This is a genomic window from Streptomyces racemochromogenes, assembly GCF_044129415.1.
GTDB lineage: Bacteria > Actinomycetota > Actinomycetes > Streptomycetales > Streptomycetaceae > Streptomyces > Streptomyces racemochromogenes_A.
The window spans coordinates 1-13010 of record NZ_JBBDHD010000158.1; the positions used below are offsets into that span (position 1 = coordinate 1).

A 13010-nucleotide genomic window follows, 5' to 3' on the forward strand; every position below is an offset into this window, starting at 1 on the left:
CCGAAGCGCAGCCCACAACAGAGCCACCCCCCCCCCCCCCCCCCCCCCCCCCCCCGCCCCCCCCCCCCCCCCCCCCCCCCCCCCCCCCCCGGGACCGGACGTGGTCAGGCGCGCCCGCGCTGCTGCGGGCGGGCCTGGGTGAGGGCCGCGCCCGCGAGGACGATCAGCGCGCCCACCGGGGTGTTCCAGTGCAGCTGTTCGCCCAGGACCAGGACGCCCGCCGTGGTGGCGATCACCGGGATGAAGTACGTGACCATCTGCGCGGTGGTCGGCCCGACCTCCGACACCAGGCCGTACTGCATCTGGAGGGCCGTCCCCGTGCCCAGCGCCCCCAGGGTGACCACCGCGAGGGTCGGCCACAGCGGGAAGCCGGTCGGAGCCGAGGTGAACAGGGCGCTGACGGCGGCTAGCTGGAGGGTCGAGACCATCAGCTGCGCCCCGGTCATCGCCACCGGCGATCCGGAGCAGCCCGCCAGGGTGCGGCGGACGTAGATCCAGCCGATCGGGTAGCAGAGCGAGGCCAGCAGGGCCAGGGCGGTGCCCTTCGCGTCGACGCCGGTGAAGCCCTGCCAGGCGCCGAGGACCGTCAGCACTCCGAGGAAGCCGATGCCCAGCCCCGCGAACCGGCGGCGGGTGGGGCGGTCCTCGGAGAGGGCGACCAGGGAGAGCGCCATGCCCCACAGCGGGGAGGTGGCGTTGCAGATCCCGGCCAGCGTCGACGTGATGGACTGCTCGGCGTAGGCGAAGAGGGCGAAGGGGGCGGTGTTCAGCAGCAGCGCCGCCACGGCCAGGTGCCCCCAGGTGCGGCGGCCCCGGGGGAGCGGCTCACGGCGCACGAGCAACACCGCCAGCAGGGCGAGCGCCCCGAAGAACACCCGGCCGAGGGCGACCTGGAACGGGGCGAAGGCCCCCGTCCCCACCTTGATGAACAGGAAGCTGAACCCCCACACCACCGAGAGGAAGGCGAACCGGACGCGCCAGTCGAGGCCGCCGGCCGGGGCGGACCCGCGCGGCGGGGCGGACGGGACGGCCGGGGTGGCGGGGGAGGAGGTACGGCGAGGGGTGGCGGGTGCGCTCATGGGTGTCACTCTGCTGCGCGTGACCTCGTAGGACAAGCGAGATTTCCTGGCAGTGACGGCGTAGCATCGCTTACATGTTGAACCTGGAACGCCTGCGCACCCTCGACGCCCTCGCCCGCCACGGCTCGGTCAGCGGAGCGGCGTACGGCCTCCATGTGACCACGTCGGCGGTCTCCCAGCAGATGGCCAAGCTGGAGCGGGAGGTCGGGCAGCCCCTGCTCGCCAAGAACGGGCGCGGGATCCGGCTCACCGACGCCGGGCGGCTGCTGGCCGACCACGCCGCCCGGATCATCTCCCAGGTGGAGCTGGCCCAGGCCGACGTCGAGGCCCAGCGCGGCCGCGCGGTGGGGGAGCTGCGGATCGGCTCTTTCCCCACCGCCATGCGCGGGCTGCTGCCCCGGACGCTGACCGCCCTGCGCGTCGGCCACCCCGAACTGCGGGTGCTGGTAAGGGAGAAGGAGCCCGAGGAGAGCATGGCCGCCGTGGTCCGGGGCGACCTCGACATGGCCCTGGCCATCGACTGGCACAACAAGCGCATGCCCGTCCCCGCCGAGCTGACGCGGACCCACCTCCTGGACGACGCCGCCGACATCGCGGTCCCCCGCGACCATCCCCTCGCCGACCGGACGGGGATCTCCCTCGCCGAGTTCGCCGACGACGACTGGATCTCGTGGAACGAGGGGCAGTTCTGCCACGAGTGGCTCGTCCACACCCTGCGCGGTACGGGCGTCGAGCCGCGCATCGCCCACATCGCAGAGGAACACCACACCCAGCTCGCCTTCGTCGAGGCCGGGCTGGGCGTGTGCGTGACGCCCCGGCTGGGCCGGGGGCCGGTCCCGCCCGGCGTCCGCCTGCTGCCGGTGTGCGACACCGTACGACGCCACGTGTACGCCGTCTGGCGCGCGGACGCCGACCGCAGGCCCTCCATCCGCGCGGCCGTGGAAGCCCTGAAGGAGGCGTCCGCCGAGGTGGTGTCCGCCTCCTAGAGCTTGCCGAAGTCCCAGGACACGACCGAGTCCGGGGTCAGGCGGATCCAGGCGTGCCGTCCGTCGTGGGGCATCCGCTCGATGCCGAAGTTCTTCCGCGGGAAGATCCGTTCCACCTCCGTGAGCTCCGGGCAGGGCTCGCCGGTGCGGGGCGCCTCGCCGACGAAGACCGCCGTGCCGGACAGCTCGACCCCGCGCAGCTCCCCGTACTCCTCGCCCGCGTCCACCACCACCGAGATCCGGGGGTCCTTCCGCAGATCCGACCAGCGGCGGCTGCGCGTGATCGAGTACAGCCACAGGGAGGTCCCGTCCCAGGCGAACCACAGGGCGCCCACGTGCGGGCGCCCGTCCGGCGAGACCGTGGCGACGCGGCAGGTGCGCTGCTCGCGCAGGAACGCGTCCACCTCCCCGTCGGTCATCATGATGCGCCGGCCCCGCCGCTGCGTCCCCGGCCCGCCCGTCCCGTCCATCGGCACCACGCCCCTTCACATCTGACTGTGTGTCAGGAATCATGCGTGCTCGTCCGCCGACGCACCAGGGGGAGCCATGCCGGAGTTCGATCCCGCCACCACCGCGCTGCTCACCGTCGAATGCCAGAACGGGGTCGTCGGCGAGGAGAGCGCCCTGCCCGAGCTGGCCGAGGAGGCCCGGGGCTCCGGGATGCTCGACCGGGTGGCCGCGCTCGTCGACGCCGCGCGCGGGGCCGGGGTGCAGGTGGTCCACGCGGTCGCCGAGCGGCGCCCCGACGGACTCGGGGCCAGTACCAACGCGCGGCTCTTCCGGGCCGCCGGCAGGCTGCCCGTGCGCCAGCTGACCGGCAGCCGGGCCGTGGAGGTCGCCGCCCCCCTCACCGTGGACGGCCGGGACCTGGTCGTCCGCCGGCTGCACGGGCTCTCCCCGATGGCCGGAACCGACCTGGACTCCCTGCTGCGCAACCTCGGGATCCGGACGCTCGTCGTCACCGGGGTCTCCTCGAACATCGCGATCCCGAACACCGTCTTCGACGCCGTGAACCTCGGCTACGAGGTCGTGGTCCCGGCCGACGCCATCGCCGGGGTGCCCGCCTCCTGCACCACCGAGGTGATCCGCAACTCCCTGGTCCTGGTGGCGACCGTCACCACGGCCGAAGCGCTGCTTTCACAGTGGGCTCCGCGCCCCTGACCGCCGTAACCTGGCCGGATGTTGTCCGAAGTGATCGCGACCCGCTACGTCACGCCCCTGCGTGAGGGCGGCTCGCTCCCGGGAATCGTCGAGGCCGACGACCTCGGTACCTACGTCATGAAGTTCACCGGAGCCGGCCAGGGCCGCAAGACCCTGGTCGCCGAAGTCGTCTGCGGGCGGCTCGCCCAGCGGCTGGGGCTGCGGGTCCCCCGGCTGGTGCAGATGCAGCTCGACCCCGTCATCGGGCTCGCCGAGCCCGACCAGGAGGTGCAGGAACTGCTCAAGGCCAGCGGCGGCCTCAACCTCGGCATGGACTACCTCCCGGGCTCGATCGGCTTCGACCCGCTCGCCTACCGGGCGGATCCGGCCGAGGCGGGGCGCGTGGTCTGGTTCGACGCCCTGATCAACAACGTCGACCGTTCCTGGCGCAATCCCAACATGCTGGTCTGGCACGGGGACCTCTGGCTCATCGACCACGGCGCCACGATGATCTGGCACCACAACTGGCCCACCGCCCAGGCCGCGGCGGCCAAGCCCTACAACGCCTCCGACCACGTCCTGGCCCCCGTCGGCCCCGACATCGCGGCCGCCGCCGCCGAGCTGGCCCCCCTCGTCACCGAGGAGCTGCTGACCGAGGTCGCGGCGGACGTGCCCGACGAGTGGCTCGTCGACGAGCCGGGCTTCGACTCCGCCGACGCGGTCCGGCGCGCCTACGTGGAGGCGCTGCTGCCGCGCGCGGCGACGATCCACGAGAGGATCACCATGGAGGCGGAGGTCCGGCCGCAGACCGGTCCGCCGGGCTGGCTGGCCGAGCGCCTGCCTCCCCAGCCGGACAAGAACAAGAACAAGACCGAGCAGAAGAGCGGCGACGAGTGACCAAGCGGGACGTGTTCGAATACGCGCTGGTGCGCGTGGTGCCCCGGATGGAGCGCGGCGAGTGCTTCAACGCCGGCGTGATCGTCTACTGCCGGGCGCACTCCTACGTCGCCGCCCGCACCCACCTCGACGAGGCCAAGCTCCTCGCCCTGGACCCCCGGGCCGACGTGGCCGGGGTCCGGGCCGCGCTGCGCGCGGTCGAGGGGCTGTGCGAGGGCGGTGAGCGGGCGGGCCAGGCGGCGGGCGACGACCCGGGGCGGCGGTTCCGCTGGCTGATCGCCCCCCGCAGCACCGTGGTCCAGCCCGGCCCCGTGCACACGGGGCTGACGGCCGATCCCGCGGCGGAGGTGGAGCGCCTGCTGGACCTGCTGGTCCGCTGACCCGGGTGGTGGGCGGCCGGACCGCGGCACGAACGCCGCCGGGCCGGGACCCCGTTGACACCGGGTGCCAGGGCTCCTAGCGTCTCCTCAGCTGAAGCTACTAAGCGGTTGCTCACCTCGGGCGACCGTCTCTCAAGGGCGAGGAGAACCAGCATGTCCACCACCGAGCAGCGCGTCGCGATCGTCACCGGGGCGGCCCGGGGCATCGGCGCGGCCACCGCCCTGCGCCTGGCCGCCGAGGGCCGGGCGGTCGCCGTGCTCGACCTCGACGAGACGGCCTGCAAGGACACCGTCGAGGCCATCACGGCGGCCGGCGGCCGGGCCCTGGCCGTCGGCTGCGACGTCTCGGACGCCGCTCAGGTGGAGGCGGCCGTCGAGCGGGTCGCGAGCACGCTGGGCGCCCCGACCATCCTCGTCAACAACGCGGGCGTCCTGCGCGACAACCTGCTCTTCAAGATGAGCGACACCGACTGGGACACCGTCATGAACGTGCATCTGCGCGGTGCGTTCCTGATGGCCCGGGCCTGCCAGAAGCACATGGTGGAGGCCAAGTTCGGCCGTGTCGTGAACCTCTCCAGCAGCTCCGCGCTCGGCAACCGCGGCCAGGCCAACTACGCCGCCGCCAAGGCCGGCCTGCAGGGCTTCACCAAGACCCTGGCGATCGAGCTCGGCAAGTTCGGGATCACCGCCAACGCCGTCGCCCCCGGCTTCATCGCGACCGAGATGACCGCGCAGACGGCCGCCCGCGTCGGCATGGGCTTCGAGGAGTTCCAGCTGGCCGCCGCCTCGCAGATCCCCGTGCAGCGCGTGGGCCGCCCGGACGACGTGGCCAACGCCATCGCCTTCTTCACCGGCGAGGCCGCGGGCTTCGTCTCCGGCCAGGTGCTCTACGTGGCCGGCGGCCCGCTCAACTGACGACACCCCGGAGAGGCAGGGCGTACGGCATGACGTACAACGGCACGGACAGCGGCAAGGTCGCACTGGTCACCGGCGCGAGCCGGGGCATCGGCTACGGGATCGCGGAGGCGCTCGTCGCCCGGGGCGACCGGGTCGTGATCACGGGGCGCAACGAGGACGCGCTCAAGGAGGCCGTCGAGCGGCTCGGGGCGGACCGGGTGGTCGGCGTGGCCGGAAAGGCGCACGACGAGGCCCACCAGGCCGTCGCCGTCGACCGGGCGATGGAGGCCTTCGGCCGCGTGGACTTCCTGGTGAACAACGCGGGCACCAACCCGGTCTTCGGACCGATCGCCGACCTGGACCTCCAGGTGGCGCGCAAGGTCTTCGAGACCAACGTGATCTCGGCGCTCGGCTTCGCCCAGCGGACCTGGCACGCCTGGCAGAAGGACAACGGCGGGGCGATCGTGAACATCGCCTCGATCGCCGGGGTCTCCGCCTCGCCCTTCATCGGGGCGTACGGCATGAGCAAGGCCGCGATGATCAACCTCACGCTCCAGCTCGCGCACGAGATGGCGCCCGGGGTGAGGGTCAACGCGATCGCTCCTGCGGTGGTCAAGACGAGGTTCGCGCAGGCGCTCTACGAGGGCCGCGAGCAGGAGGCCTCGGCGGCCTATCCGCTCGGCCGGCTCGGGGTCCCGGAGGACATCGGGGGCGCGGCCGCATTTCTTACATCTGCACAAGCGGAATGGATTACTGGACAAACCCTGGTGGTCGACGGGGGAATGTTCCTGAATGCCGGTGTGCACTGACCGGTAACCGGACGTATTTGCCTCCCAATGGGAGGCAAATACGTATCGAACACGCGCGAAAACGGTCAAGAGCCACATGAAACCTGCCCATTGGATTTGTGACGCTCTGCGGTAGGGTCTGCCGCACCCGGTGGCTGATCGAGGAGCGTGCACGTGTTCAACCGGACCAGGACCAGATGCCTGCAGATCACTGCGGCCGTTGCGTCCATATCCCTGGTCGCCGGATGCGGTCTGCTGTCGGACGACACCGACGCGGCCGCGAAGAGGATCACCGTCGGTACGACGAGCGCGCCGAGCACCCTCGACCCCGCGGCGGCCTGGGACGGCTCCTGGGAGCTCTACCGGAACATCTACCAGACCCTGCTGGCGTTCCCGACGGGCAGCACCAAGCCGCAGCCCGACGCCGCCCAGAACTGCGACTTCACCGACACGGCCAACATGGCCTACCGGTGCACCCTGCGCAAGGGACTGAAGTTCTCCGACGGGGAGCCGCTCGACTCCAAGGCGGTCAAGCACTCCCTCGACCGGATCCGGACGATCAACTCCCAGGTCGGCCCCAAGGGCCTCTTCGAGAGCCTGGACAAGATCGAGGCCCCGGACCCGCTGACGGTCGTCTTCCACCTGAAGACCCCCGACGCCACCTTCCCGTACGTCCTCGGCTCGCCCGCCGCCTCGCTGGTCGCGCCCAAGGACTACCCGGCCGACAAGCTCCGCTCGGACGGCAAGGTGACCGGCTCCGGCCCGTACGTGCTCACCTCGTACAAGGAGGGCGTCGAGGCCGTCCTCGGCGGCTACGAGGGCTACCAGGGCTTCGCCAACCGCCGTAACGACGCCCTCACCATCCGCTACTTCAAGAAGTCCGACGAGATGGTCGCGGCGCTGAAGAGCAAGGAGATCGACGCCACCTACCGAGGCCTGTCGGCTGCGGAGATCAAGGACCTCCAGAGCACCGCCTCGCACAATCAGGGCGTCCAGGTCGTCGAAAACGTCGGCGCCGAGATCCGTTACCTGGTCTTCAACCCCAAGGACCCGCAGGTCGCCAAGGTGCAGGTGCGCCAGGCCATCGCCCAGCTCGTCGACCGCGGGGCGCTCGTCACCAAGGTTTACCAGGGCACGGCCGAGCCGCTGTACTCGATGGTCCCCAAGGGGGTCGTCGGCCACAAGACGCCCTTCTACGACCTGTACGGCAACGCCGACGTCGCCAAGGCCCGCAAGATCCTGCAGTCCGCCGGGATCAACACGCCGGTGGAGCTGACCTTCTGGTACACCACCGACCGCTACGGCGGCTCCACCGCCGACGAGTTCACCGAGCTCAAGCGGCAGCTCGACGAGAGCGGCCTCTTCAAGATCACTCTGCGCGGCAAGCCCTGGAAGGACTTCCAGGTCGGCTACAAGAACGGCGAGTACCCGGTTTTCGGCCGAGGCTGGTTCCCCGACTTCCCGGACCCGGACAACTTCATCGCGCCCTTCGTCGGCAAGGAGAACGCGGTCGGCACCCCCTACGAGCCGGCCCCGATCCTGAACGAGATCCTGCCCAAGTCCCGGCGTGAGAGCGACCGTTCGGCCGGCGTGCGGGAGTTCGAGCAGGCCCAGCAGATCTTCGCGCAGGACGTCCGGCTGCTGCCGCTGTGGCAGGGCAAGCTCTACGTCGGCGCCCGCGAGGACATCGCCGGGGCGGAGCGGGCCCTGGACCCCCAGACCGCCATGCAGATGTGGGAGTTGTACCGCAAGACCAGCTGGTGACGGCGGGCCCCGGGCGCGGCGGCGCCCGGGGCGGGGCGTTGTCAGTGGGGCCCGGTAGGTTCTGAGGAGTTGCACGAACTTGTACCGGAGGTTGTCGACGTGACCCAGATGCTGCCCGAGTCGTGGCTCCCCGTCCTCGGCGGGGAGCTGGACCAGCCCTACTTCAAGGAGCTCACCGAGTTCGTCGAGAAGGAGCGGGCGAACGGGCCGGTCTACCCGCCGCGCGAGCAGGTCTTCGCGGCCCTGGAGGCCACGCCGTTCGACAAGGTGAAGGTCCTCGTCCTCGGCCAGGACCCGTACCACGGCCCCGGCCAGGGGCACGGCCTGTGCTTCTCCGTGCAGCCCGGGGTCAAGACCCCGCCCTCCCTGCGCAACATCTACAAGGAGATGAAGGAGGAGCTCGGCCTGGAGATCCCGGACAACGGGTACCTGATGCCGTGGGCCCGGCAGGGCGTCCTCCTGCTCAACGCCGTGCTCACCGTCCGCGAGGCCGAGCCCAACTCGCACAAGGCCAAGGGCTGGGAGAAGTTCACCGACGCGGTGATCCGCTCCGTCTCCGAGCGGCCCGACCCGTGCGTGTTCGTCCTCTGGGGCGCCTACGCCCAGAAGAAGATCCCGCTGATCGACCAGGAGCGGCACGTCATCGTCAAGGGCGCGCACCCCTCGCCGCTGTCGGCCAAGAAGTTCTTCGGCTCCCGGCCCTTCACGCAGATCAACGAGGCCGTCGCCGCCCAGGGCCATGAGCCGATCGACTGGCGGATCCCGGACCTGGGCTGACACCCCACCGCGCCTCGGCGCCAGAGCCGGTGCCTCCGGTTAGCTTCTTGATGATCGGACCGGTTCAGGTCCGGCGGAGCGAGCCGGAGGCCCCGTTGACGGAGCAGCAGCAGGAGGCGTCGGAGGACGCCGTCATGACCAGGATCGGCCAGGCGGTCATCCTGCTGCACGCCGGGGACCGCGAGGAGGCCCGCAACCGGCTCCGCGAGATCTGGTCCGAGATCGGCGAGGAGGGCGACTTCCTCCACCGCTGCACGCTGGCCCACTACATGGCCGACGCCCAGGACGACCCCGCCGACGAACTGGCCTGGGACCTGAGGGCCCTGAGCGCCGCCGACGGGCTCGGCGAGGCGGTCCGCGTCTTCTACCCGTCCCTGCACCTCAGCCTCGCGTCCGACTACGTCAAACTGGACCGCCCCGAGGCGGCCCGGGTGCACCTGGCCCGGGCCAGGGCCGCCACCCGGGACCTGCCCGACGACCGGTACGGGGCGGGGGTGCGGGACGCCATCGCCCGGCTGGAGCGCCGGCTCGAAGAGGAGGCGGGGCCGGGGCCCCGGCCGTTCCCCGAGCAGTCGCCCTGAAGCCCGCGCCCCGACCCCGCCACAGGTCCGCGCCCCGGCCTCGTCCCCGCCCCGTCTCAGCCCTCGTGGACGCCCGCGCAGATGCGGGCCTCCGGGCTGTCCGGCTGCCACTTCCCGTGCCGGCGGCCCAGCGCGCACACGTCCGCCGGGCGCACCGGCAGCTCCCGCGCCAGCTCGCGCGGCACCCGCGCGTCGGGCCGCACCGCCCCGGAGAGGTCCCCGGGGAGCCGTCCGGCGTGCCCCGCGGGCCTGCGGGGCTCCGGGATGTCGGGGACCGGCTGCGCGCCCTGGGCGGTCTCCGCCGTGTCACCGGCACCCGCCGGGCCGGCGGGTCCGGTGCGCGCCGTGCCCCGGCCGGCGGACGTGGGCGCCGACGGCCGGGCGGCACCGCCGCGCGGCACCGCCTCCAGCGCCTCCAGGGCGGGCGCCCGGACCACCACCGGCAACGCCCCCGGGCCCCCGCGCGGCTCGTGCCGGGGCGGCACCCCGTCGGAGGGGGAACCGGCCGGCCGCATCGGCGCGGGGCTCACGTTCACGCAGCCGGAGACCGTCGAGACCGCCGAGACGGCGCAGGCGGCTCCGAGGAGCAGTTTCGTCGAGGTTCGGGTTGGATGCACCCGCGCAACTCTGCTGTGCGAAGGCCCCGTTGCGAAAACCCTGAGCCGATATTCACCCCGCACGGGTGACGCGGAGCGGGTGTCCGGCGGACACCGACCGCCCCGAGCGGGTCCGGGCTACTCGCCCGTGGCGCCGTCGATGTGCTCGCGCAGCAGGTCGGCGTGCCCGTTGTGCCGGGCGTACTCCTCGATCATGTGCGTGTAGATCCAGCGCAGGCTGAAGACCTCGCCCCGGTGGTGGCTCGCGGCCTCCGACAGGGAGTCCAGGGAGCGGCCCGCCGCCGCCCGCCGGGCCAGCTCGACCTCCTCGCGCCAGACCTTCTCCGCGTCGGCCCAGGTGTCCGCGCCGGTGAACTCGAAGTCGCCGTCCCGGTTCTCCCCGGTGCTGTACAGGTCGGGCAGGTCCTCGCCCAGGGAGATCTCCCGGAACCAGTACCGCTCCACCTCCGCCATGTGCCGTACCAGGCCCATCAGGCTCAGTGCCGAGGGCCGGAGCGGGCGGCTGCGCAGCTGCTCCTCGGAGAGGCCCTCGCACTTCCAGGCGAGGGTCGCGCGGTGGTATTCGAGCCAGCCCTCCAGCATCTCCCGCTCGTCGGCGGTGGTGGCGGGCTCGGTGCGGTGGTTTCCCCGGGAGGTCGTCATGGACGCCATCCTGGTCGAACGCGCCGTCGGCGACCAGCGATTATGCTGCGGAGTCCCACACGGCACATATGCAGGAGGCTCCTGGTGAAGGTCGGCGTCATCGGACTCGGCGACATCGCGCAGAAGGCGTACCTGCCCGTGCTCACCACCCGCCCCGGGGTCCAGCTGCACCTGCAGACCCGCACCCACGCCACGCTGGAGCGGCTCGGCGCGGTGTACCACGTCCCCGAGGGCCGCCGCCACGCCTCGCTCGGCGCGCTGATCGCCCAGGGTCTCGACGCGGCCTTCGTGCACGCCCCGACCGCCGCCCACCCGGAGATCGTGGAGCGGCTGCTGGAGGCGCGCGTGCCCACGTACGTGGACAAGCCGCTCGCCTACGAGCTCGCGGACTCGCGGCGGCTGGTCGGGCTGGCCGAGGAGCGCGGCACCTCCCTCTTCGTCGGCTTCAACCGCCGTTACGCGCCTGCGTACACGCAGTGCGCCGACCACCCGCGCGAGCTGATCGTCCTGCAGAAGAACCGGGTCGGGCTGCCCGAGGACCCGCGCACCCTGGTCCTCGACGACTTCATCCACGTCGTCGACACGCTGCGCTTCCTGCTGCCCGGCGAGTCCGACCACGTCGACGTCCGTGCCGTGGTGCGCGAGGGGCTGATGTCACAGGTGGTGCTCCAGATGTCCGGTGACGGTTTCACCGCGCTCAGCATCATGAACCGGCTCTCCGGCTCCGCCGAGGAGGTCCTGGAGGTCTCCGGCCAGGACTCCAAGCGCCAGGTCGTCAACCTCGCCGAGGTCATCGACCACAAGGGCCAGCCGACCGTGCGCCGACGCGGGGACTGGGTCCCGGTGGCCCGCCAGCGCGGGATCGAACAGGCCGTGGACACCTTCCTGGAGGCCGTGGAGGGCGGCAAGGTGCTCAGCGCCCGGGACGCGCTGCTGACCCACGAGCTGTGCGAGCGGGTGGTGCTGACGGCTCTGGAGCAGGCCTCCCGGCCCTGACCGCCCGGACGCCCCGGGACGCGCAGTACAGGGCCAGCCCGGCCAGGGACAGCGCACCGGGCCAGTTCCCGAAGCGGACGAAGAGGGTGGTGCCCCGGGCGAGCGGCACCTCGTACACGACCGCCGCGCTCGCCGAGGTGGGCAGCGTCGAGCCGACCGGCTCGCCGGTCGGGCCGAACACCGCGCTCGTCCCGGTCAGGGTGGCGTGCACCATCGGGCGGCCGGTCTCGGCGGAACGCAGGGCGGCCAGCGAGGCGTGCTGGGACGGCGCCCAGCTGTTCTGGAAGGTCGAGGTCGACGACTGGGCCACCAGCACCCCGGCCCCCTCGCCCGCCAGGTGCCGGCTCATGTCGGGGAAGGCCGACTCGAAGCACACCAGCGGGCCGATCCGGGTCCCGCCGGGCAGGTCCATGACCACCGGCCCGTCGCCCCGCATCCGGTCCTCTCCCGCCGCCTTCCCGACCGAGGTGGCCCAGCCCAGCAGCGACCGCGCCGGTATGTACTCGCCGAAGGGCACCAGCCGCATCTTGTCGTACCGCTCCCCGGTGGGGCCCTGGGGGCCGACCAGGACCGAGCTCTTGTAGATCCCCGGCCGGTCCGAGCGGCGGGCGTCCACGTTGACCAGCAACGGCGCCCCGGCCCGCGCGGACAGCTCCGCCAGCCGCCGCGACAGGTCGGGGCGCGCCGCCAGGTCCGCGCCGACGCTGCTCTCGCCCCACACCACCAGGTCGGGGCGGCTCCCCGCCAGGGCCGCGGTCAGGCGTTCCTCGACGGCGAAGCGCCGGTCCCCGCCGTCCTCCCCGTCGACCAGGCCCGGCTGGACGACGGCCACCCGCAAGGCGCCCGACGCCTCGGGGCGCGGCAGCCACACCCACACCACCGCAGTCAGCACCGCGCACCCCGCCACCCCGGCCACCGCCGCGGCCCGCGCCCCCGGCACGGCGACCAGCAGCACCACCGCGCAGTTCACCGCCACCACCAGCAGGCTCACCAGCCACACCCCGCCCACCGAAGCCAGCCGCAGCGCCGGGGCCACCTGCCACTGGCTGGCCCCCAGCAGCCCCCACGGCCCGCCCAGCCCCTGCCAGGACCTGGCCAGCTCCGACAGCAGCCACCCGGCCGGTACGAGGAACAGCGCGGCCGCGGCCCGGCCGGGAGCCGGCGCCCCGCCCAGCAGCTCTCGCACCAGCAGCGCCCAGGGGATCCAGAGCAGCCCCAGCAGCGCGGCGAGCGGCACCAGGAAGACGTGCAGGCTCGGCAGCAGCCAGTGGTGCACCGCCACGATGAACCCCGCACCGCCGAGCCAGCCCTCCAGGGCCGCCCGCCGCCCGGTGGGGGCCGAGCGCAGCAGCAGCATCCAGGGCACGAGGGCCCCGTACGCCAGCCACCACAGGGCCGGGGCGGGGAAGGCCAGGCAGGGCAGCGCCCCGGCGGCCACCGCGCCCGCCGCCCGCCACCACCGGGCC

The 13010-nt window shown here is 72.7% G+C and carries 15 protein-coding genes; 10 read left to right on the forward strand and 5 right to left on the reverse strand.

The window, feature by feature from the left end:
• Window positions 1–104: 104 nt before the first annotated feature.
• Entirely contained in the window at window positions 105–1079 is a 975-nt protein-coding gene (locus tag WDV06_RS33065; protein WP_395513509.1) for a DMT family transporter, read from the reverse strand.
• 74 nt (window positions 1080–1153) lie between these two features.
• Here WDV06_RS33065 and WDV06_RS33070 point away from each other — a divergent pair, with 74 nt between their 5' ends.
• Window positions 1154–2065, forward strand: coding sequence for a LysR family transcriptional regulator (locus tag WDV06_RS33070; protein ID WP_395513510.1), 912 nt, complete (start codon window positions 1154–1156; stop codon window positions 2063–2065).
• Here WDV06_RS33070 and WDV06_RS33075 read toward each other — a convergent pair.
• Window positions 2062–2535: a pyridoxamine 5'-phosphate oxidase family protein gene (locus tag WDV06_RS33075; RefSeq protein ID WP_395513511.1), complete on the reverse strand. Its 474-nt coding sequence runs from the start codon at window positions 2533–2535 to the stop codon at window positions 2062–2064. The genes WDV06_RS33070 and WDV06_RS33075 overlap by 4 nt on opposite strands.
• Window positions 2536–2611: 76 nt before the next feature.
• Between WDV06_RS33075 and WDV06_RS33080 the strand changes: the two genes are divergently transcribed.
• The 8 genes from WDV06_RS33080 to WDV06_RS33115 all read left to right on the forward strand — a co-directional run bounded on the left by WDV06_RS33080 (window position 2612) and on the right by WDV06_RS33115 (window position 9289).
• Window positions 2612–3226 (forward strand): cysteine hydrolase family protein, encoded by a 615-nt coding sequence (locus WDV06_RS33080; protein ID WP_395513512.1) that lies wholly within the window; start codon window positions 2612–2614, stop codon window positions 3224–3226.
• A gap of 18 nt (window positions 3227–3244) precedes the next feature.
• A complete protein-coding gene (locus WDV06_RS33085) occupies window positions 3245–4102 on the forward strand; it encodes a HipA family kinase (protein ID WP_395513513.1) in 858 nt (285 codons plus the stop codon).
• Window positions 4099–4482 carry a DUF3037 domain-containing protein gene (locus WDV06_RS33090; protein ID WP_395513514.1) on the forward strand — a complete coding sequence of 128 codons (384 nt, stop codon included), beginning with the start codon at window positions 4099–4101 and terminating at the stop codon, window positions 4480–4482. Before WDV06_RS33085 ends, WDV06_RS33090 begins: the two co-directional genes overlap by 4 nt.
• 153 nt (window positions 4483–4635) lie before the next feature.
• Window positions 4636–5397 carry a 3-oxoacyl-ACP reductase FabG gene (gene fabG / locus WDV06_RS33095; RefSeq protein ID WP_395513515.1) on the forward strand — a complete coding sequence of 254 codons (762 nt, stop codon included), beginning with the start codon at window positions 4636–4638 and terminating at the stop codon, window positions 5395–5397.
• 29 nt (window positions 5398–5426) lie between these two features.
• Window positions 5427–6188: an SDR family oxidoreductase gene (locus WDV06_RS33100; RefSeq protein ID WP_395513516.1), complete on the forward strand. Its 762-nt coding sequence runs from the start codon at window positions 5427–5429 to the stop codon at window positions 6186–6188.
• Window positions 6189–6341: 153 nt separating this feature from the next.
• Entirely contained in the window at window positions 6342–7931 is a 1590-nt protein-coding gene (locus tag WDV06_RS33105; protein ID WP_395513517.1) for an ABC transporter substrate-binding protein, read from the forward strand.
• A gap of 108 nt (window positions 7932–8039) precedes the next feature.
• Complete coding sequence (locus tag WDV06_RS33110) at window positions 8040–8708, forward strand: uracil-DNA glycosylase (RefSeq protein WP_395513523.1); 669 nt, start codon at window positions 8040–8042, stop codon at window positions 8706–8708.
• Window positions 8709–8758: 50 nt separating this feature from the next.
• Complete coding sequence (locus WDV06_RS33115; protein WP_395513518.1) at window positions 8759–9289, forward strand: hypothetical protein; 531 nt, start codon at window positions 8759–8761, stop codon at window positions 9287–9289.
• Window positions 9290–9345: 56 nt separating this feature from the next.
• Here WDV06_RS33115 and WDV06_RS33120 read toward each other — a convergent pair whose 3' ends face one another.
• Entirely contained in the window at window positions 9346–9906 is a 561-nt protein-coding gene (locus WDV06_RS33120) for a hypothetical protein (RefSeq protein WP_395513519.1), read from the reverse strand.
• A gap of 117 nt (window positions 9907–10023) precedes the next feature.
• The gene (locus WDV06_RS33125) at window positions 10024–10548 is read right to left on the reverse strand and encodes a DinB family protein (protein WP_395513520.1); all 525 of its coding nucleotides are present in this window, start codon (window positions 10546–10548) and stop codon (window positions 10024–10026) included.
• A gap of 84 nt (window positions 10549–10632) precedes the next feature.
• Between WDV06_RS33125 and WDV06_RS33130 the strand changes: the two genes are divergently transcribed.
• Entirely contained in the window at window positions 10633–11544 is a 912-nt protein-coding gene (locus WDV06_RS33130; protein WP_395513521.1) for a Gfo/Idh/MocA family protein, read from the forward strand.
• Here WDV06_RS33130 and lnt read toward each other — a convergent pair.
• A partial coding sequence (gene lnt, locus WDV06_RS33135; protein WP_395513522.1) for an apolipoprotein N-acyltransferase occupies window positions 11462–13010 on the reverse strand: 1549 nt, incomplete at its 5' end. The genes WDV06_RS33130 and lnt overlap by 83 nt on opposite strands.